The 18,427-nt window shown below is 69.7% G+C and carries 20 protein-coding genes and 3 tRNA genes; 11 read left to right on the top strand and 12 right to left on the bottom strand.

Translation table 11 applies throughout. The features are described 5' to 3' along the window. Positions 1-286: 286 nt before the first annotated feature. The 4 genes from JOD54_RS04230 to JOD54_RS04220 are packed head-to-tail and all read right to left on the bottom strand — an operon-like array spanning position 287 to position 4,245. Complete coding sequence (locus JOD54_RS04230) at positions 287-1,447, bottom strand: XRE family transcriptional regulator (RefSeq protein WP_239573819.1); 1,161 nt, start codon at positions 1,445-1,447, stop codon at positions 287-289. Next, positions 1,344-2,357 (bottom strand): metallophosphoesterase, encoded by a 1,014-nt coding sequence (locus JOD54_RS33915; protein ID WP_239573278.1) that lies wholly within the window; start codon positions 2,355-2,357, stop codon positions 1,344-1,346. The genes JOD54_RS04230 and JOD54_RS33915 overlap by 104 nt, the downstream gene beginning before the upstream one ends. A 9-nt stretch (positions 2,358-2,366) precedes the next feature. Continuing rightward, positions 2,367-2,948, bottom strand: a complete 582-nt coding sequence (locus JOD54_RS04225; RefSeq protein ID WP_204449260.1) for a PaaI family thioesterase — start codon at positions 2,946-2,948, stop codon at positions 2,367-2,369. A 49-nt stretch (positions 2,949-2,997) separates the two neighbouring features. Continuing rightward, the gene (locus JOD54_RS04220; protein ID WP_204456078.1) at positions 2,998-4,245 is read right to left on the bottom strand and encodes an MFS transporter; all 1,248 of its coding nucleotides are present in this window, start codon (positions 4,243-4,245) and stop codon (positions 2,998-3,000) included. Positions 4,246-4,441: 196 nt separating this feature from the next. Here JOD54_RS04220 and JOD54_RS04215 point away from each other — a divergent pair, with 196 nt between their 5' ends. The 5 genes from JOD54_RS04215 to JOD54_RS04195 are packed head-to-tail and all read left to right on the top strand — an operon-like array spanning position 4,442 to position 7,584. After that, positions 4,442-4,891: a hypothetical protein gene (locus JOD54_RS04215; protein ID WP_204449259.1), complete on the top strand. Its 450-nt coding sequence runs from the start codon at positions 4,442-4,444 to the stop codon at positions 4,889-4,891. Then, a complete protein-coding gene (locus tag JOD54_RS04210) occupies positions 4,891-6,099 on the top strand; it encodes a WXG100 family type VII secretion target (protein ID WP_204449258.1) in 1,209 nt (402 codons plus the stop codon). The genes JOD54_RS04215 and JOD54_RS04210 overlap by 1 nt, the downstream gene beginning before the upstream one ends. Continuing rightward, positions 6,096-6,353: a hypothetical protein gene (locus tag JOD54_RS04205; protein ID WP_204449257.1), complete on the top strand. Its 258-nt coding sequence runs from the start codon at positions 6,096-6,098 to the stop codon at positions 6,351-6,353. The genes JOD54_RS04210 and JOD54_RS04205 overlap by 4 nt, the downstream gene beginning before the upstream one ends. Further along, the gene (locus tag JOD54_RS04200) at positions 6,350-7,084 is read left to right on the top strand and encodes a hypothetical protein (protein ID WP_204449256.1); all 735 of its coding nucleotides are present in this window, start codon (positions 6,350-6,352) and stop codon (positions 7,082-7,084) included. Before JOD54_RS04205 ends, JOD54_RS04200 begins: the two co-directional genes overlap by 4 nt. Next, a complete protein-coding gene (locus tag JOD54_RS04195; RefSeq protein WP_204449255.1) occupies positions 7,081-7,584 on the top strand; it encodes a hypothetical protein in 504 nt (167 codons plus the stop codon). Before JOD54_RS04200 ends, JOD54_RS04195 begins: the two co-directional genes overlap by 4 nt. Positions 7,585-8,106: 522 nt before the next feature. On the opposite strand, the gene JOD54_RS04190 is transcribed toward JOD54_RS04195, so the two are convergent. Next, positions 8,107-8,868 carry a helix-turn-helix transcriptional regulator gene (locus tag JOD54_RS04190; RefSeq protein WP_204449254.1) on the bottom strand — a complete coding sequence of 254 codons (762 nt, stop codon included), beginning with the start codon at positions 8,866-8,868 and terminating at the stop codon, positions 8,107-8,109. A 71-nt stretch (positions 8,869-8,939) separates the two neighbouring features. Further along, a complete protein-coding gene (locus tag JOD54_RS04185; protein ID WP_204449253.1) occupies positions 8,940-10,142 on the bottom strand; it encodes a L,D-transpeptidase in 1,203 nt (400 codons plus the stop codon). 380 nt (positions 10,143-10,522) lie between these two features. On the opposite strand from JOD54_RS04185, the gene JOD54_RS04180 reads away from it, so the two are divergent. Next, positions 10,523-10,726: a cold-shock protein gene (locus JOD54_RS04180; RefSeq protein ID WP_018686567.1), complete on the top strand. Its 204-nt coding sequence runs from the start codon at positions 10,523-10,525 to the stop codon at positions 10,724-10,726. A gap of 87 nt (positions 10,727-10,813) precedes the next feature. Here the strand turns inward: JOD54_RS04180 and JOD54_RS04175 are convergent, their stop codons facing one another. The 4 genes from JOD54_RS04175 to JOD54_RS04160 form a co-directional block, all read right to left on the bottom strand. Next, positions 10,814-11,155 (bottom strand): hypothetical protein, encoded by a 342-nt coding sequence (locus tag JOD54_RS04175; RefSeq protein ID WP_204449252.1) that lies wholly within the window; start codon positions 11,153-11,155, stop codon positions 10,814-10,816. A gap of 324 nt (positions 11,156-11,479) precedes the next feature. Beyond that, complete coding sequence (locus tag JOD54_RS04170; protein ID WP_204449251.1) at positions 11,480-13,693, bottom strand: heavy metal translocating P-type ATPase; 2,214 nt, start codon at positions 13,691-13,693, stop codon at positions 11,480-11,482. Next, a complete protein-coding gene (locus JOD54_RS04165; protein ID WP_204456077.1) occupies positions 13,690-13,863 on the bottom strand; it encodes a heavy-metal-associated domain-containing protein in 174 nt (57 codons plus the stop codon). Before JOD54_RS04165 ends, JOD54_RS04170 begins: the two co-directional genes overlap by 4 nt. 56 nt (positions 13,864-13,919) lie before the next feature. Next, positions 13,920-14,216 carry a metal-sensitive transcriptional regulator gene (locus tag JOD54_RS04160; RefSeq protein WP_092782234.1) on the bottom strand — a complete coding sequence of 99 codons (297 nt, stop codon included), beginning with the start codon at positions 14,214-14,216 and terminating at the stop codon, positions 13,920-13,922. Between the two features lie 223 nt (positions 14,217-14,439). Here JOD54_RS04160 and JOD54_RS04155 point away from each other — a divergent pair, with 223 nt between their 5' ends. The 4 genes from JOD54_RS04155 to JOD54_RS04140 all read left to right on the top strand — a co-directional run bounded on the left by JOD54_RS04155 (position 14,440) and on the right by JOD54_RS04140 (position 15,436). After that, complete coding sequence (locus JOD54_RS04155; RefSeq protein WP_204449250.1) at positions 14,440-14,685, top strand: hypothetical protein; 246 nt, start codon at positions 14,440-14,442, stop codon at positions 14,683-14,685. A gap of 357 nt (positions 14,686-15,042) precedes the next feature. Continuing rightward, positions 15,043-15,115, top strand: a tRNA-Glu gene (locus JOD54_RS04150). 21 nt (positions 15,116-15,136) lie between these two features. Then, positions 15,137-15,210 (top strand) — tRNA-Asp (locus tag JOD54_RS04145). A gap of 152 nt (positions 15,211-15,362) precedes the next feature. Continuing rightward, positions 15,363-15,436, top strand: a tRNA-Phe gene (locus tag JOD54_RS04140). A 203-nt stretch (positions 15,437-15,639) separates the two neighbouring features. Here JOD54_RS04140 and JOD54_RS04135 read toward each other — a convergent pair. Next, positions 15,640-15,861, bottom strand: coding sequence for a type II toxin-antitoxin system HicA family toxin (locus JOD54_RS04135; protein ID WP_204449249.1), 222 nt, complete (start codon positions 15,859-15,861; stop codon positions 15,640-15,642). Then, positions 15,858-16,079 (bottom strand): type II toxin-antitoxin system HicB family antitoxin, encoded by a 222-nt coding sequence (locus tag JOD54_RS04130; RefSeq protein WP_204449248.1) that lies wholly within the window; start codon positions 16,077-16,079, stop codon positions 15,858-15,860. Before JOD54_RS04130 ends, JOD54_RS04135 begins: the two co-directional genes overlap by 4 nt. Positions 16,080-16,895: 816 nt before the next feature. Here JOD54_RS04130 and JOD54_RS04125 point away from each other — a divergent pair. Beyond that, positions 16,896-18,410, top strand: coding sequence for a sugar transferase (locus JOD54_RS04125; protein WP_239573277.1), 1,515 nt, complete (start codon positions 16,896-16,898; stop codon positions 18,408-18,410). Positions 18,411-18,427 lie beyond the last annotated feature (17 nt).

The following is an 18,427-nucleotide window of genomic DNA, read 5'->3' as shown; positions in this document are numbered from 1 at the left end:
ACCAGTAGAAAACCGAGGTTGTCCCCTAGGTAGTCCCACCAGTGCGTCACGCCCGGGGTCACGAGTGCTCCCGGGTTGAACTCGGCAAGGCTCGCCAGTTGCGGCAGCGGGCCGACGGGCGCCCTAGAAACGTCTCGGCGTGACCAATTGTCCCCTGTTGACAGTCGCTGGTCGTGTCTGATTTTCGTGATCGGTCCTGCACTCGGTACCTCCGGGTCGGGTCAGGTCCGACGCTAGGTACCGATCACGAGGCAAGGGGTACAAAATGTACCCTCACCCGATTGGGCTAAGCGGCTACGAGCCCGACCTCGCTCGCCAGACGCTGAACATCGCTCCTGAGTCCCGCCGGAGGGCCACTCAACAGGTCTACCAACATGCTCCGGCCGAAGCCGTTGTAGCGGAGTGTCTCCGGTGCTGTGCGGAAGCTCTTGTCCAGCAAGGCGTACACGGCGTGTAGATCGCCAGTGTGATGATGAGCCCTCGCGATCTCGATCAAGTGCCGTGCGCGGCGGGGAACACTGATGATCATGTCAGGATCTACTTGACGGGCTGCCTGGATGGCTTCCCCTGCGCGGCGCAGCTCCACGGCGACAGTAGTGGCGTGAGCAGCCATCACAGGCTGCGAGAACGAGGACTGCGTGTGCCGATAACCCCCTCCGAGCCGTTGAGCGACCTCTTGGGCTCGGTCCAGATGCCTCAAGGCGAGCCCGGCGCGCCCGCGCCTGGCATAGACGTAGGCAAGCTCTGCCTCCAGCGCGCCGACCATTCCTGTCCAGTCCGCGGGGCCGTGTTCAAGATGTGGCGTGAGCTGCTCGATAGCAGTGGTTGCCACGTCCACGGCCTCATCCCAGCGGGCACCATCTCGGAGAGCTTGGACCATCGCCCAAGCTCCGCCTCCAAAGGTGTACGGGTCGTCCGCTTCCTGGCCTTCACTCAGTGCGCGGTCCGCGACCATCCAAAGCAGCTCGGGCGCAGGCTGGTAGGCCACGTAGAAGTCGGCGAGTTGATACACCTCGGCAAGGACACGCCGTACACCACGGCGACGATCAGGTTGTGCTTGCCGGACCGCCTGTTGAGCATCCCGGATCAGGCCCGGCAGCAGCACCCCGAGCTGGGTCCGATGGTCGGGCGACGTGTGCCTAACGTGCCAAGCATGGTGGAGCCGCATAGCGAGGTGATCGACGTCGGCGGCGGCAGTCCCAGAGAGGGGAAGGTGGTAGCTAGTAAGCGCCGTGCGTACCTCACTGAGCGCTGTATGCGCCGGGCCACCAAACGACGCGATCGGGATATTGACGTTGCCCGTTAGGTCCGCTAGATCCTCGACGCCCAGGGCGCGCGCGATGTCAAAGAGCAGTGAGACTTTGGGCGTGTGTAGACGTCCGGTCTCCACGGCCTTGACCCACTCGGCCGATTTGTCGACCAGGCCCCCGAGAACCGCGCGGCTCATGCCTACGCGTTCGCGGAAGTACTTGATCCGGGCACCTGTGTGCATGGTGGGGTCGGTCGTCATGGCGCTGCACCACCTTTGATGTGGACGTTCCCCCACCAGGGTAGCGCCGTGTGGCTACGGCGATCCCGTGCGTGTGCACGTGCACCTGCCGACTGCGCGCCGGAGGGCGGATGTGGCCGCTGCCATTGAGTATCCGCAGGTCAAGCCGGTTGTGAGAAGGTATGGACATCTGTAAATTGGTCGTGACGAAGTAGGTTGGCGCCACCAGGTCGCCCAGCGGCGCGGCGGCGTGGCCGAGTTCGGCGACCGTCCCGTCCGCGAGGTCGCCGACCATGGCGACCAGGTCCGGCTGGGTCTCGTTGAGCATCCGCACGATCCGCTCGGTGTGCGCGCGGCCGAGCAGCGGTCCGAGGTGGATGTCGCTGACCACCGCGATCCGCAGACCGCGCAGACCCGACGGCAACCCGCCGATCGGCACCGCCACCCGCTTCACCGCGGGGGGCCCGAGCGCCGACACCGCACCGGCACCGACCACGCTGGCCGCCGTCGCCCCCGCGACCACGCCTGCCGCGCGCGCCAAGAAGAGCCGCCTGCTCTCGTCGGTCTCACCGGACGGGCGGGTCCAGTACCGCAGCGCCATCCGGGGCAGTTCCAGCACGGCCAGGGTCAGCAGCAGGTAGAAGAACACCGCCAGCCACAGGTACCCGGGCCAGGCGAACCACTCGGCGATCCGCACCCCCACGAACCGGGGTAAGACCAGGGCCGCGACCGCGAGCACCGCCAACACCGCCAGCACGACCGTGCCGACCCGCCTGACCCGCGGGGATCTCGTCGTGTCCCGGACCAGCCGCTTCCACAGGTACAGGTGCAGGGCGAGCACGCCGAGACCCACCACTGCCATGAACATGGGCCAAGCCTACGGATTGAGCTCCACCGGGCGGGAGCCGAGGAGGCTGGGGTCGGCCGCGACCGCGCGCAGGTCCTCCGCCCGCCCGTTGTCGATGAAGTGCTTGATCTCCACCAGCACGAACAGCGCCCGCGCCCGAACCGCCACCGGCCCGTCCTCCGCGTCGATGCGCCCCTCAGCGCTGACGTACACCTTCCGCCCGGCCACGCCGTCCAAGTGCGCGTCGATCACCAGCGTCGTCCCGATCGGCACCGGCCGCACGAAGTCGGTCTCCAACCGTCCCGTCACCGCGGGCCTGCGCAACAGGTGCCCCACCGTCGTGCCCAACGCCTCGTCGAACGCGCACGCCAGCAGGCCCCCGTGCGCCAACCCCGGCGCGCCCTGGTGCGCCTCGGTCACGGTGAACCGGGAGCGGATGTGGTGCCCCTCCCCGACCTGCGCCCGCAGGTGCAGCCCGTCCTCCTGCCGGTCGCCGCAGCCGAAGCAGTACGCGTAGTGCGGCGGCAGCTCGGTCCCCGGCGCGGGCGTGTCCTCGTGGCGCCCCGGCAACTCGGTCTCAACCGGCGGCCAGGCCTCAGCGGTACGGCTCATTACCGAAGAGTAAGCACCGGCACCACTGTGGTCGCGCACACGCCCCCGCTCAGCCGACTGGGGCTTTGACCTCGCGCAACGACTTGCCCGCTGTCTCCGGGAGGAGGTGGATCGGGATGGCCGCGATGAGCGCGGCGCCCATCAGGTAGTAGGCCGGGACCAGGTCGTCGCCGGTGGTGTCGACCAGTTTCGTGACGATGTAGGGCGCGGTTCCGGCGAACAGGGCGGTCGACAGGTTGTAGCCGATGGCGAACGCGCCGTAGCGGACCTCGGTGGGGAACATCGCGGGCAGGACCGAGGGGATGGTGGCCAGCAGGAACGTCAGGGGCAGCGCGACCAGTGCCAGGCCGAAGACCAGTGCGACCGTGCTGCCCTGGTCCATCAACGTGAACGCCGGGATCGGCAGCACGAGGAAACCCGCGCAGGCCGCGTAGAGGAACGGTTTGCGGCCGACCCGGTCGGTCAGCGCGCCCACCGGGCCCACCAGCGCCATCATCCCGACGATCACCGCGATGATCACCAGCAGCGGGGTGCTGCCGGTGAGCCCCAGGGTGTTCGTCAGGTGGCTCTCCATGTAGGTCAGCACGGTGTAGTCGGCGATGTTGAGCAGGACGATGTAGCCGATGAGGTGCAGGATCGGCCGCCACTGGGTGCGCAGGACGGTCTTGAGCGGGGACGCCTCCACCTTCTGCTCCGCGGCCAGTTCGGTGAACAGCGGCGTGTCCTCCAGGCGGGTGCGCAGGTACAGCCCGACCAGCCCGAGTGGACCGGCGATCAGGAACGGCACGCGCCAGCCCCAGTCCGCCATCGCGGCCTCGCCGAGGACGACCGTGGTCGTGGTGACCACGCCCGCGCCGAGCAGGTATCCGCCGAGCGAGCCGAACTCCAGCCAGCTGCCCAGGAAGCCCCGCCGCCGGTCAGGGGCGTATTCGGCGATGAACGTGGCCGCGCCGCCGTACTCACCGCCCGCCGAGAAGCCCTGGACGAGCCGGGCGAGCAAGACCAGGATGGGGGTCAGCACACCGGCGCTCTGGTACGAGGGGAACAGTCCGATCGCGAACGTCGACCCGGACATCAGCACGATCGTCGTGGCCAGCACCCGCTGGCGGCCGATGCGGTCACCGAGCGGACCGAACACGAACCCGCCGAACGGCCGGGCCACGAAGGCCACCGCCAGCACCGCGAAGGTCCCCAGCACGTTCTCCGTCGGCGTCGCCGCGTCGAAGAACACCGCGCCGAGCACGGCGGGCATGAACCCGAAGACGCCGAAGTCGTACCACTCGATGCAGTTGCCCATCGCCGAAGCGGCCACCGCCCGCCGGACCGGTTTCGTGTCTAATTCACTCACCCGGGGAGGGTAGCGTCGCTTTTCCACCTGCGCTGGTTGCCCGTGTGCGCGCTGGACGTGCCCAGTTGTGCACTCGGGAGGGGTGGGGGTGGAACGCGGGAACGCGATCGGTCACGCTGGGCTCGGGAAAGGGCGGGTGGAGAAGATGACGTGGGTGCACAACGCGCGCGAGGCCGAGGCGCTGCGCGCCGAGCGCAAGCTGGTGGGGCTGGTCGAGTCGGTGCCGGACGTGGTCGCCGGTCCGCGCGGTGACTTCACCGTCACCGGCGGTGGCGACGTGGTCGAGGTCGACTACGCCGCGCTCGAGCGGGCCGAGCGCGAGCTCGCCGAACTGCACGACGACCTGATCCGCCAGCGCGACGCCGCACACGAGTTGGGCGACCCGCTCGCCGCGGGCGCCGGTCCGGTCGCCGCCGCGATGTCGCGCTCGTTCCTCGGCCGCGCCGACACCACCGACGGCGTGCGCGCGGTGCTGTCGCACTACATCGAGGAGTTGGCCGAGGTGCGGGCCACCATCCGGGCGAGCCTGGTCGCCTACCGCAGCGTCGACGAACACGCCGAAACCGCGATCCGCCACGCCGGGGGTGCTCACTGATGTCCGGTCACCGCGCGTACTCCGACGTGCACAAGCCGACCGCGGCCCAGCGCCGCGAGGCGGCCGAGCACAAGCGGGGCCGCAAGCACAACAAGGAACTCGACGACCTGCGCCAGATCAACTGGGAGCACTACGACCACGCGACGCTCTACGACATGGTCATGAAGGCGCAGCCCGGCAAGCTCGCCGAGCGGGCGCGGCAGTGGTCGGAGCTGTCGAAGGAGATCGCGGGCACCACCGGGCAGGTCCAGAACATCCTGCAGGGGCTGCTGAGCACCTGGCGCGGTCCGGCCGCGAAGAGCGCGGGGGAGTCCAACACGCGGCTCACCCAGTGGGCGGGCGAGGCCGCGCACACCACCGACCGCATCGGTGAGGGTCTGTCCAACTTCGCCGAAGCCGTTGTCGGCGCCCAGAAGCACATGCCGGAGCCGGTGTTCTACTACGCCGAGCGGCATTTCGAGGCGGGCTACGACGTCCGCGTCGACCGCGACCCCAGCGACGCCGTCCTGCTCAAGAACCTCACCGACGACCACCAGCCCAACGCGGCGGCGCACGCCGAGGCGCGGGCCAAAGCCGTCCAGGTGATGAAGACCTTCGCCACCGAGAGCCACGACGTCCGCGCCGCGCTGCCCGACTACACGGCCACCGCGCCCGCGCCTCGGCCCGCAGGTCCAGACCAGGTGCCGACGGTGACCTACACACCGATGCCGGAGCACAAGACCTGGCCGCCCGCTCAGCCGCCTGTGCCTGTGCCTGTGCCGCCCAAGACCACGCCGGAGCCCGAGCCTCCTGCGCCGGGCAACAAGAACGGCACCGAGGTCGCCTCGTATCCCACCGGGGTCACGAACCCGCCTGCTGGGGGGACATCCACCTACGGCCCTTCCGGTCCTCACGGTTCTTATGGGGCTGGTCAGAGCGGTGGCGGTGCTTTCGGTCCCGGCTTCGGGGCTCGTACCGGCAGTGAGGCAACGCCGCGTGGTGGAGCGTTGTCCGGGGCGGGCGGGATCGCTGGACGTGCGGGCGGCGGGTTCGCCGAGGGTGCCGCTGGTCGCGCCGGTGCCTCGGGTGGTGCCGGGGGCATGTACCCGGGCATGGGTGGTGCGGGCGCTCCCGGCGAGGACGACACCGAGCACAAGAGCCGGTACATCGAGGGTCTGGACCTGTTCGACGACCTCCCACCCGCGTACCCACCCGTCTTCGGCGCATGACCGGTTACACCGTCGACCCGGCCGATTTGGCCGCTGCGGCAACGGTTCTCCGATCAGCCGTTGCAGAGTTCGGGTTGGCCGAGGTCGACGCGGGTCCGGGCAGGGTGAACTCGGCTGTGGCCGCTTTCACCGCGGACACGCGTGCGGTGCTGACCTCGCTCAACGCTGGTCTGGAGGGCGCGGCTGCTGCTGTCACGGCTGCTCGGGACGGATACCTGGACGCGGATTCCGACGCTGCCCGGCGGCTCGGGTGAGTTACCCGGGGCTCGGGTTCGACCCGGCGTCGGGGGACGCGGACGCCGTGGCGGACCTCGCGCGTGGGTACACCGCTGCCGCGGATGCCTTGGTGGAAGCGGACTTCGCGGTGTCGCGCAGTCGTGAACTGGTCTCCGGGTGGACTGGGGAAGCGGCCGAGGGGTTCGCGGATCACCTGCGGCGCTTGGCGCCCGGCCGAGAAGTCGAGCTGCGCCGGGCCGCGACTGTCCTCAGTGGATGGGCCCGCACCATCGCCGTCAACCGGTCCACCGCCGACCGCCTCGACCGCGACGCCACCGCCCTGCGCCGCCGCATCGCCGACACCACCGACGACGTCGACCGCTGGCGCGACGAAGTCGACTTCACCCGCTCACCGCACGCCGCAGCCCAACACGCGGCGGCGGAGGCGGCGCTGACCGACCTGCGGGACAGGCTGGAGGCGGTGCTGCGCGAGGCCCGCACCCTGGCGACCGACCACGAACACGCCGCCAACACCGTCGCCGACGAGCTGGATTCCCTGCGTGGCAACCCGAACGAGGCCCCGGTGCCCATGAAGACCATCGCCGACCTGCTCCACCGCATGTCCACCACCACCGCGGCGATGGCCACCCTGGTCACAGCCCCCACCACCCCCACCCCCCGCCCGTCGGCCATGGCCGCGTTCACCGCAGCCCTGGCCGCACCGCCGAGAACGGGCGCCACGATCACCATCCCCGAGCTCCCCCGGTGAAGCTAGCGGCCGTCGAGGGAATCACCCCGGTAAATCTCGACTCCCCCACCCACACCGCGGCCGACCTGCTCGCGCTCATCACAGCCACCCGAGGCCCCGACGCCCACCACGACCCCGGCCTCGCCCACTCCGCCCAAGAAGCCGCCGACCTGGCCCACGCCAGCGGCGCAGGTCTGGTGGCAGCCGTAACCCACCCCTCGGCAGACCCGGCCCTCCTCACCGCCGTGGTGACAACCACCCCACACACCCCGGCAGACCTCCACACCCACCTCTCCCAGGGCGACATCACCGACATCACCCACTCCCGCACCGAAACCGGCTACCCCGTAGTAATAGCCGAACGAATAACCACCACCCCCGGCTGCCAACTCCAAGCCGTGGTCCTCAACCCCACCACCCGCCGAGCCGCCATCTTCACCCTCCACTCCCCAACCGGCAGGGGTTGGTGGGAACTGGCCAGCCTCCTAGGCCAATTGATCACCACAATAGAGTTCGACTAGCCCTCGGTTTCGCTGGCTGGACACTCGGAACTTCCGGTGCCACCCCAACCACCCGACTCCGACCACCCAACCCGGCCACTGGACACTCGGAAGCCGCCCACCTAAATGCTCGATGGGGCGGACTTGGTTTGTGTGGGGTGGCGGTGCCCGTAGCCTTGCCTCGCTGCAGGGCCATGCTTTTCGGCCCCGGCTTTTGCGGTCCTGCCACGGGTGGCGCAGGGGCCCCGCGCAAACCAAGTTCGCCCCATCGAGCACACCGCACCACCGCAGATCCAGCGCGATGCCGAAGGCGAGCCGACCGCGCCCCATCAAGCACACCGCTCCACCACGGGTCCAGGTCGCGAGCCGACTGGCCCCATCGAGCACTCCGCTCCACGACGGGTCCGTGTCGCAATGCCGAAGGCGAGCCGAAGATCATCTACCCCAGCAGCCCCCGATTCCCATCCTACCGAGGCGCGCCGACAAACCGGGAGCAGCAAGACGAGCCTGTGGACAACCAAGCACGTTGTGGACAACCGCTAGTCACCCCAACACCCGCTCCCGATAATCCGAAGGCGCCTCCCCCACCACCTTCCGAAACGTCCGCGAAAAGTGCGCCGCATTCGCGAACCCGCACTGCCGAGAAATCTCCCCGATCCCCCGCACCCCCAACGCCGGATCCCCCAACAGCTCCCGCGCCCGCTCGATCCGCATAGCCCGAATCCGCCCCGAAACCCCCTCCCCATCATCAAACAACTGGTACAACCGCCGCCGCGACACGAACAGCGCCTCCGCGATCCGGTCAGCCCCCAACTCCGGATCAGCCAAGTGCTCCCGGATGTACTCCACAGCGGCCCGCCGTCGCGTCGCGAGAGCGTCCGCCCGGTCGAGCTCCGTCCGCAAAGCGCCGCGCAGCACCAGTTCCGCGAGCCCCAGCACGTACGAGCGTGCCCCGTGCGGGTCCACCTCGGGCAGGCCGATCAGGTGCGCCACGGACGACCCGACCAGCGCCTGCAGGCCGCGGTCCAACGGCACCGGTTGGAACAGCAGCGGCCGCAGTTCCGCGATCCCCACCGACAGCTTGCCCGTCGCCACCGCTACCAGGACCACGCCGCCGCGGACGCGGATCGAGCACTCGCCGAAGGAGAGGGCGACGCCTTGTTCCGGGATCCGGGGGACGTTGGCGCGCAGGAGGATCTGGATCTGCGGCGGGTCCGGGCGGGATCGTCCTTCGATCGCCATGAGGGCGGCCGCGGCTCCGGAGGCGCGGACCACCAGTTGGCCAGCGGCAACCGGGTCGTCCATGGCGGACAACCTAGTCTGGAACGCGCAGAGGGGGTGGTCACCGTGGTGACCACCCCCTCCGCGGAGCCGGATCAGTTCGCGATGGCGGACATGGCGGTCCACTTGTCCCAGGTCAGGGCCCAGTCGTAGTAGTCGCCGTCGGCCCTGCTCAGTTGCTGGTTGGAGCCGGTGATCTCGACCGGGTCGCCGACCAGGGCCGAGTCGTAGTAGAGCTTGGCGTTGGCGGGGGCGAGGTTCACGCAACCGTGGGAGACGTTGCGCTTGCCCTGGTCCGGGATGGAGGGGGCGTAGCCGTGGACGAACTCGCCGTTGTTGGAGACGCGGACCGCCCAGGGGACGACGACGTTGGTGTAGCCGTACTTGGGGTTGGTCATGCCGTAGCTGGCGTGCTTGCTCATCACCACGTGCGTGCCGCTCTTGGTGACCCGGCCCGGGTCGGACTCCAGGCCCATCGAGGCCGGGAAGTCGTGGATGACGGCGCCGTCGCGGTAGACGACCATGCGGTGGGTCTGGGTGTCGGCCTTGACGACCTGGGCGCGGCCGATGCTGAAGGAGGAGGTCACGTCGTCGCGGCCGTAGGTGCCGCCGCCGAGGTCGACGCCGTAGATGCCGACCTTCACCTCGACCTTGGTGCCGGGCTGCCAGTACTCCTTGGGCCGCCAGTGCGCGGTGTTGTCGTCCAGCCACGCCCACTCGCCGACGTTCTCCGGGGTGGTGGTGACCGTCATGGCCTTCTGCACGGCCGCCTTGTCCTTCACCGGCGCGTCGAACACGACCGCGACCGGCATGGCGATCCCGTAGGTCTGCCCGTCACCGGTGTTGAGGCTCGCCTTGGCGGTCCGCTTGGGCTTGACGGTGGTGAACGTCCCGGACACCGGCACGGTCTTGCCGTCGGTGCCCAGCGCGCTGCCCGCCCAGGTGTAGGTCTTGCCGTACCCGAGGTGCTCGGCGACCGTCCACGTCTTCTTGTCCGCCGCCAGTTCTCCCTTGACCTGCTTGCCTTCGGCGTTGGTCAGCGAGACGGTGTCCAGTGTGCCGTCGGCGACGACCACCGTGATCGGACCGGCCGGGCTCGCGTCCTTGGTGTTGGCGGCAGGCGTGGCGGTCACCTTGGCGGGCGGCTTCGCCGGGGCCTCGGTGCTCTGCCGCTCGCCGCCCGTCCCGGTCGCCGCGATGGATTCCCCCGAGGTGCACCCGCTCAGCCCAAGCACGGCGACCAACGCCGTACCGGCCAGACCCACCACCAGCCCCCGCCGACCGCTCCACGCGCCCATCGCGACTTCCCTTCCCCCACAAGCCATCCGACACCACTAACGACGCCGTGGCGGCCGGGATAGTTGGCCACGTTATTTGTGACCCGCATCACTTTTTCTGGCGCTGGCGGGCAATTCGGAGAGCGATTTCGCCATTGCGGAGCGTACCGGTGGAGATCACCCGCTTGGGCTAGCTGAGCGCCCGTCAGGCAGTAGTGCGGCCAGGGGTGAGCCGATACGCTTTCGCTTGCAGGCCGTGGGTTTCTGTGTTCGTGCGATACACGCTCGCGGAACGACGACGCGGGCGCGCTGCTTCTCCGCTGCAGTGGGCGGGAGCATCGCCCGAGGGCGGCCCGGGGTTGCACGGTGCAGCCCCATGCTCCTGCGATGGAGGCAGGTTTATGGCACAGGGCACTGTCAAGTGGTTCAACTCCGAGAAGGGCTTCGGCTTCATCGCGCAGGACAACGGCGGCGCCGATGTCTTCGTGCACTACTCGGAGATCCAGAGCAAGGGCTTCCGCACCCTCGAGGAGAACCAGCGGGTCGAGTTCGAAGTCGGACAGGGCACCAAGGGTCCGCAGGCCACCAACGTCATCCCGCTGTAGTTCTTCCGCTCCGGATGTGAACAGATGGGCCCCGAACCGCGAGGTTCGGGGCCCATCGACAGTCGGGGGCGGTGTGTGGTGGGGCGGTCAGCGGCGCTGCAGTTGCTGGGCTTCCCACTCCAACCGCTGCATGACCCACTCCTGGGCCAGCGCCATCGGCGAGGTCTGCCGGTAGGCGGCGAGTTCGCGCAGCTGCTCGGTCGCCATCAGCGACAGGCGCAGTTGGTAGACCTCGGCCGAGCCGAAGCGGCGGCCGGAACCGGTGGTCTCGGCGTCGGTGTCGGGCGAGAGCGCCGCGAGGTACGACTCGAGCTCGTGGTCGGGGAGGGTTTCCTCGGCCTGCTGCTGCCCGACGGTGCGGTGGCGACCAGTGCTGGTGCCGACCGCCTTGAGATCGGTGCGGCTGCGTCCGAAAGAGGGAAAAGGCACCGGGACACGATAACGGTCCGGTTGCGAGCCCGCAGCCGCTGTGACCGGTGACACAGCAACCTCTGCCGGTGCGGCGCGTTCACCTGCGGGTATGGAGAGGCCCCCGCGCCAGGGGGAGGAACGCGGGGGCCGGAGGGGATCTCCACAGGTGCTGACCGGGGGTGTGTCAGCGATTCGATTGTTGCACGTGCACCGGCTTGGGCGGGAGGGCTCGACCGGGAAAAATTGCCGTCAATGTTCACCTGGTGTTCGCCTTGCCTCGTGGCCTTCTCACCGCTGGTGACCTGCGCGAACGCCGCCGCCCGGCCGTACGCCGCACCCGGGTTACCCGCCCGTAGGGCTGAACCCGCGCAACCGCAGGCTGTTGGCCACCACGAACACGCTCGACAGCGCCATCGCCGCCCCGGCGATCATGGGGTTGAGCAGGCCGAACGCCGCCAGCGGGATGCCAGCGACGTTGTAGGCGAAGGCCCAGAACAGGTTCCCCTTGATCGTCCCCAGGGTCCGCCGGGACAGCGCGATGGCGTCGGCGGCCAGCCGGGGGTCACCGCGCACGATCGTCAGGTCGCTGGCCTCGATCGCCGCGTCCGCCCCGGTCCCCATGGCCAGGCCGAGGTCGGCGGCGGCCAGCGCGGGCGCGTCGTTCACCCCGTCGCCGACCATCGCGACCACGGCACCGGCGGCGCGCAACCGCTCGACCGCGGCCACCTTCTCCTCCGGCAGCACCTCGGCGATGACGTCGGTGATCCCGACCTGCGCCGCGATCGCGGTCGCCACCCGCTCGTTGTCGCCGGTCAGCAGCACCGGCCGCAGACCGAGCGCGCGCAGCCGGGAGATCGCCTCGGCGCTGGTCGGCTTCACCGTGTCCGCCACCGAGATCACCCCCAGCGCGGCACCGCCCGCCGCCGCCGCGACCACCGTGCGGCCGAGCGCCTCGGACTCGGCCAACGCCGCCGACAGCTCGGCGGGCAGCTCGATCCCGTGCTGTGCCAACAACCGTGGCCGCCCGACGACCACTGCCACGCCGTCGACGACCCCGGTCACCCCGAGCCCCTCGGCGTTGCGAAAGTCCGCCACCTGGGCCGGGCTCGCCGCTCGCGCCGCGATCGCCTTCGCCACCGGGTGCTCCGAAGCCGACTCGACGGCCCCCGCCAACCGCAGCAGGTGCTCGGCGTCGACCCCCGGCGCGGGCACCACGTCCACCACCGACATCCGGCCGGTGGTGATCGTGCCGGTCTTGTCCAGCACCACCGTCGTCACCCGGCGGGTCGACTCCAGCACCTCCGGGCCCTTCACCAGGATCCCCAGCTGCGCGCCGCGCCCGGTGCCGACCAGCAGCGCGGTCGGCGTCGCCAACCCCAACGCGCACGGGCAGGCGATCACCAGCACCGCGACCGCCGCCGTCACCGCCGCGTCCCCGGAGGCGCCCGAGACCAGCCAGCCCGCCAACGTGATCGCCGAGATCACCAGGACCACCGGCACGAACACCGCGGAGATCCGGTCGGCGAGCCGCTGCACCTGGGCCTTGCCGGTCTGCGCCCGCTCGACCAGCCGGGCCATCTGCGCGAGCTGCGTGTCCGCACCGACCCGGCTTGCCCGCACCACTAACCGGCCGCTGGTGTTGACCGTCCCGCCGACCACGGTCGCGCCGGGGCCGACCTCCTCGGGGACGGACTCACCGGTGACCAGCGCCCGGTCGACCGCGGACGAGCCCTCCTCGACGACGCCGTCGGTCGCGATCTTCTCGCCGGGTCTGACCACGAACAGCTCGCCGACGCCCAGCGCCCCGATCGGCACCCGCACCTCGACGCCGTCGCGCAGCACGGCCACGTCCTTGGCGCCCAGCGCCAGCAGCGCGCGCAACGCCGCGCCCGCCCGCCGCTTCGACCGGGCCTCGAGCCAGCGGCCGAGCAACAAGAAGGTGGTGACGCCGACGGCCACCTCGAAGTAGATGTCGGCCCGGCCGTGGTCGGCCGCGGGCAGCAGGCTGAACTCGTGCCGCATGCCCACCGCGCCCGCGCCGCCGAACAGCAGCGCGTACACCGACCACAGGAAGGCCACGCCCACGCCCATCGACACCAGCGTGTCCATCGTCGCCCCGCCGTGGCGCAGGTTGACCGCCGCGGACCGGTGGAACGGCCACGCGCAGACCAGCACAACGACGTAGGACAGGGCGAGCGCGGACCACTGCCAGGTCGGGAACTGCCACGCCGGGACCATCGACACCGCGATCACCGGCGCGCTCAACGCGGCCGAGAGCCAGAACCTGGTCCTGGCGTCGTCGACGGAGGTGTCGGTGTCCGGCTCGTCGCGCACCGGGCTGGCCTGGTAGCCGGCGCCGGTCACGGTGTCGACCAGCGTCGTGGTCGGGAAACCCGGCGGCACCTCGACGGTGGCGCGCTCGGTCGCGAAGTTGACCGAGGCGCGCACCCCGTCGAGCTTGTTGAGCTTGCGTTCGATCCGGCCCGCGCACGCGGCGCAGGTCATCCCGCCGATGGCGAGCTCGACCCGCTGGGGCGGCCGCTCGACGGTGGTCATGTCAGCCGGTACCCGGCCTCGGTCACCGCGGCCGCGACGGTGCCGCGGTCGAGTTCGGCGGCGCTGGTCACGGTGACCGCGCCGGAGGCCAGGTCCACCTCGACACCGGAGACCCCGCCGATGGCGGTGAGCTCCTCGGTGACCGACGCGGCGCAGTGGCCGCAGGTCATCCCGGCGACGGTGTAGACGGTCTGCTCGGACACTTCGGTGTTCCTCCCTGGATCCCTCAGGACTTGACCAGCCGGGCGATGGCGTCGGCGGCTTCCCTGACCTTGGCGGCCGCCGCCTCGTCGCCCTGTCTCGCCGCGTCGACGACGCAGCCGGCCATGTGCTCCTCGAGCAGTTCGAGGGCGAAGGCCTGCAGCGCCTTGGTCGCGGCGGAGACCTGGGTGAGCACATCTATGCAGTAGGCGTCCTCGTCGACCATCCGCTGCAGGCCGCGTACCTGCCCCTCCACCCGGCGCAGCCTGCGCAGGTGCGCGTCCTTCTTGGCGCTGGGGCGGTGCGTGTGCTCGTGCTCCATGCCGCCACGATACCCATAGGGGGTAGGGGTGAGCGGGCGGCTGTGGCGTTGATCTCCCCGGCCGGGTGGTCCGCCCTGGTCAACTCCTGGCGCAGGCGTCGTCACGGTCCGAAAACATGTCACGGACGGCTACCGAGGGTGCATCGCGGTTCACTCTGCGGGGGGCTGTGGACGCGGCGAGTTGTCTCATAGCCTCACGCCAAACAAAAGCCGGGGAGGCACCATGAGCGGGTCACTCGAAGTGCGCAGTTTCCTTCTCCAGCAAGACAGCATCGGCGGGTCCACCCAGTTCTCGACCGGCGTCCCCGTCCCCCGTTCAGGCGAATCCGCCCGCGTCTCGGAGGACCAGGTCCGCCGCGCCCGTCTGGCCGTCGCGATGGGCGCCCAGTCGGCCGAGGACTGCCGTGAGCTGCTGGAAATGCTCGGCCTGATCGACGGCGACGACGGCGTGCCCGCCGTCCGCCGCTGATCACCCCGAGACCCTTTCAAGATCGGATCCGACCGTCGGGAAATGACCTCCGGGTGCCGCCGAAGATCATTTTCCACCTCGCCGCTCCACGCGATTCCCGAGACCGGCGACATTCGACCACCCAGGTAACCCAACGTGACCCCCGACCGGTGCCGCGGCCGGGGGTCGAGTACCCCCCCGCCGCTGATCGTCCGCGCGGCAGGTCCAGTCCGGTGTTCATGCAGGTCAGGGCTGGTTTTGGGGGGCCGTTTTGGTCAACCGGGAGGCGTGCCCTAAGCTATGCGTGCTCCCAGAGAAACCGGGCCGGGCCCGGGGAACCTGGAAGCGCGGTCGATCGGTTCGCCCGGAATTGGTCGGGCTCCCATCGTCTAGCGGCCTAGGACTCCGCCCTTTCAAGGCGGCAGCGCGGGTTCGAATCCCGTTGGGAGCACGTAGTACGGTAGTAGTGCAAGGCCCTGTGGCGCAGTTGGTTAGCGCGTCGCCCTGTCACGGCGAAGGTCGCGGGTTCGAGTCCCGTCAGGGTCGCGAGCTTTGGCATGCTCATGTCCACGGAGTGCGTGGACATGAGCGCTCGCCATAGCTTCTGGGGGGCGACCCCCCAGGCCCCCACGGTGCGGTATGCGGCGGAACCAGCGTGGTTCGGTCGGTACCTGTGCTGGTGGGGGTGTTGTGTTCTTGGCCAGGTAGCTCAGTTGGTACGAGCGACCGCCTGAAAAGCGGTAGGTCGGCGGTTCGACCCCGCCCCTGGCCACGGCCGACGGCCGATCCATGTTCGCGGAGAGCGCGAACGGGGTCGGTCGTTTTTCGTTTCTGGGGGCGACCCCCAGACCCCACGGTGCGGCGGGTGGCGGGACCGGGGTGGCTCGCTTGGCCTTCTGGCCGTCGCATCGGGGTGGGTGGCAAGCGGGCTGCGCCTGCGGTGCGGTTGCTCGGCCCGTGGCCTCGGGGGCTCTGTTATAGGAGGGCTTGGAACTCGGGGGCGGTTAGGCCTGCTTGGCGGACTACGGATGCCAGGGTTCCGCGCTTGAGCGTGCCGTGCATGGGGATGATCACGGTGCGGCCGTCGGGGTGTCGGTAGACGGCGTGGCTGGCCTTGGTGCGGGTGTGTTCGAAGCCGATCGACTCCAGGACGCGGGTGACCTTGCGGACCGGGAGGTCCGACAGGGCTGGGCTCACGCGGCTGTTCCTGGGACCTGGAAGGACGTCACCAGGGGCGTGGGGGTGATCTCGGCTTCCGGTACCTCCGCCAGGTACAGCTCGACGGCTTCGCGGAGGTTGGCCAGTGCCTCTGGGATGGTCGGCCCTTGGCTCGCCACGTCCACCTCGAGGCACTGGGCGATGTACCAGTCCTCCTCCTGGTGCACCGCGGCCGTGAAGGTCCACTGCTCGCTCATGGGTCCAGTCTCGCACCGGCACCTTCCTCCTCTCCACCGTTCGACCGCCGGGCGCGGCTGCGGCGTCCGGGTGAGGTGGCGTCACCGGGGAGCGGGGCGGGTCGTTGGGGGTGGGTCGGCTTGATGGGTGGGGGATCGGGCCGGATGTGGCAATGGGGGTTGCGCAGGTCGGCCGAAGATGATGTGTGAGGCGGGACACAGATAGCTGATGGGCATAAGGGAAGTGATATGGAACGTGGGTCATACCACTTCCCCGCGTGCACGTTGCGTGATCTTTAACTGGGAACGCCCGGCACCTGGGTTGGCCTGGTCAAACGCGGTAAATCGCCGATTGAGGGTTATCCGCGTTCGCGATTGGTGCAGTACGGGTGGGGCTGGACGGCGGCGGTTGGGGGGTCTCCGCTGTGTCACGCTGGACGGCTGTGATCTTCCACGGTGGTGGGAATTCACGGATCTTGGGCGGGGTGGGATATACGCTCTGTCACCTGCCTGGCTGTCCGGGATGGACTGTCGCATGTGCTCACGGGACGTGAGCGGACCTGCGGCGGAGCCGTCGGACAGGTCACGGCTGTGCATCGTCGATTGCTACCCGCTGTGTAGTCAGTTGCCTACAAACGCAAGGGCACGCCGAACGGGTTACATAAGAACTAACCCTCCGTGTAACGGCCCCGGGTAACCAAACGAATGAGCTATCGCAGCCAGGTCCCGATCGTCGCAGCTCGGGGAGTTGGCTCGACCCACTTCCAGCATGGTCAAGGGGCTTCGGGACGCCCCTCACCCGTGCATGCCCGGTCCACCCACAACGGGGGATACACGATGCGTGACCAAGTTGGCCTCCCACGCCGGAGGGCCTCCCTGTGGCCCGCCCCGGCAGGTGCTCGACGCGACCAGCGCCGCGACCTGCCCGCGGGCGAGCCGTCCTACCCGCCGGTGGCGGGCTGGGAGCCCCGCTACCGCACGGGAGTGCTGCTGGCCGACCTCTTCTCCGTGCTGTTCGGGGTCCTGGTCGTCGGTGGGTTCGTCACCTACCGGGTGGACCCCACCAGCGCGCTGCTCACCCCCACCGGCATCGTTACCTTCGGCGTCCTGGTGGCGTCCCTGATGGTGAACCGCGTGTGGAATCTCGCAATCCTGGGCCAGGGTGCCGAGGAGTTCCGCCGCCTCGGCCGCGCCTTCGTGGTCGCCTCCGTGGTGCTGGCCCTCGGTGGGCTGCTCTTCGACGTCACCCGGATCCGCCCGTGGGTGTTCATCGTGGTCCCGGCGACCGCGCTGCTGGTGTTCCCGATGCGCTACGTGCTGCGCCAGTTCCTGCACCGCGCCCGCCGCGAGGGCCGCTGCCTGCTGCCGGTGATGGCCGCGGGCAACGTGGAGACCATCCGCGACCTCATCAACCGCACCCGCGGCGCCACCCACCTTGGCTGGCGGGTCGCCGCGGTGTGCACCACCGACGGCATGGGTGAGGACGTCACCGAGATCGACGGTGTCCCCGTGGTCGGCCAGCTGCGCGACCTCGCCACCCACGCCCGCCGCGGCGGCTACCGCATCGTGGCGGTCACCCCGGACGCCTACTGGACCCCCAAGCGGCTGCAGCAGCTGGCCTGGAAGCTCGAGGGCTCCGGCGCCGAGATGGTCGTGGCCCCCGTGCTGATGGAGGTCGCCGGTCCCCGGCTGCACGTCGACGCCGTGCTGGGCATGCCCCTGCTGCGCGTCTCCTCGCCCTCGTTCACCGGCGTGCGCCGCGTGGTCAAGGACGTCTTCGACAAGGTCGGCGCCGCGATCCTGCTGACCCTGCTGGCCCCGGTCATGATCGCCGTGTCCATCGCGATCGCGGTCGACACCCGCGGGCCGGTGTTCTACAAGCAGCGCCGGGTCGGCAAGGACGGCCGCGAGTTCACCATCATCAAGTTCCGCACCATGGTGGTCAACGCGCACAAGCTGGTCGCCAAGCTGGCCGACCAGAACGAGGGCCACGGCCTGCTGTTCAAGATGCGCAAGGACCCGCGCGTCACCCGGGTGGGTGCGATTCTGCGCCGCTACTCCATCGACGAGCTCCCGCAGCTGTTCAACGTGCTCGCAGGCCCGATGTCGCTGGTCGGCCCGCGCCCGCCGCTGCCCGAGGAGAGCGCCCGCTACGCCCCCGACGTGCGCCGCCGCCTGCTGGTCAAGCCCGGTCTCACCGGCCTGTGGCAGGTCAGCGGCCGCAGCGACCTGCCGTGGGAAGAGGCCGTGCGCCTGGACCTGCGCTACGTCGAGGATTGGTCCTTGGCGCTGGACGCGGTCATCCTGTGGAAGACGTTCCGCGCCGTGTTCACCGGCCAGGGCGCTTACTGAAACACCCCACCCCACTT

Origin of the sequence: Actinokineospora baliensis, assembly GCF_016907695.1 — a bacterium.
In the GTDB taxonomy this organism is placed as follows: domain Bacteria; phylum Actinomycetota; class Actinomycetes; order Mycobacteriales; family Pseudonocardiaceae; genus Actinokineospora; species Actinokineospora baliensis.
Note: the sequence above shows the minus strand (reverse complement) of the source record. Positions and strands in the feature narration are given on the sequence as shown.

Bases quoted from the DNA above. Each gene is read 5' to 3' on its own strand.
- JOD54_RS04230 (WP_239573819.1), bottom strand. From the start codon at position 1,447: ATGAGCCGCGCGGTTCTCGGGGGCCTGGTCGACAAATCGGCCGAGTGG.
- JOD54_RS33915 (WP_239573278.1), bottom strand. From the start codon at position 2,357: ATGTTCATGGCAGTGGTGGGTCTCGGCGTGCTCGCCCTGCACCTGTAC.
- JOD54_RS04225 (WP_204449260.1), bottom strand. From the start codon at position 2,948: ATGAGCCGTACCGCTGAGGCCTGGCCGCCGGTTGAGACCGAGTTGCCG.
- JOD54_RS04220 (WP_204456078.1), bottom strand. From the start codon at position 4,245: ATGGGCAACTGCATCGAGTGGTACGACTTCGGCGTCTTCGGGTTCATG.
- JOD54_RS04215 (WP_204449259.1), top strand. From the start codon at position 4,442: ATGACGTGGGTGCACAACGCGCGCGAGGCCGAGGCGCTGCGCGCCGAG.
- JOD54_RS04210 (WP_204449258.1), top strand. From the start codon at position 4,891: ATGTCCGGTCACCGCGCGTACTCCGACGTGCACAAGCCGACCGCGGCC.
- JOD54_RS04205 (WP_204449257.1), top strand. From the start codon at position 6,096: ATGACCGGTTACACCGTCGACCCGGCCGATTTGGCCGCTGCGGCAACG.
- JOD54_RS04190 (WP_204449254.1), bottom strand. From the start codon at position 8,868: ATGGACGACCCGGTTGCCGCTGGCCAACTGGTGGTCCGCGCCTCCGGA.
- JOD54_RS04185 (WP_204449253.1), bottom strand. From the start codon at position 10,142: ATGGGCGCGTGGAGCGGTCGGCGGGGGCTGGTGGTGGGTCTGGCCGGT.
- JOD54_RS04180 (WP_018686567.1), top strand. From the start codon at position 10,523: ATGGCACAGGGCACTGTCAAGTGGTTCAACTCCGAGAAGGGCTTCGGC.
- JOD54_RS04170 (WP_204449251.1), bottom strand. From the start codon at position 13,693: ATGACCACCGTCGAGCGGCCGCCCCAGCGGGTCGAGCTCGCCATCGGC.
- JOD54_RS04165 (WP_204456077.1), bottom strand. From the start codon at position 13,863: ATGACCTGCGGCCACTGCGCCGCGTCGGTCACCGAGGAGCTCACCGCC.
- JOD54_RS04160 (WP_092782234.1), bottom strand. From the start codon at position 14,216: ATGGAGCACGAGCACACGCACCGCCCCAGCGCCAAGAAGGACGCGCAC.
- JOD54_RS04155 (WP_204449250.1), top strand. From the start codon at position 14,440: ATGAGCGGGTCACTCGAAGTGCGCAGTTTCCTTCTCCAGCAAGACAGC.
- JOD54_RS04130 (WP_204449248.1), bottom strand. From the start codon at position 16,079: ATGAGCGAGCAGTGGACCTTCACGGCCGCGGTGCACCAGGAGGAGGAC.
- JOD54_RS04125 (WP_239573277.1), top strand. From the start codon at position 16,896: ATGCGTGACCAAGTTGGCCTCCCACGCCGGAGGGCCTCCCTGTGGCCC.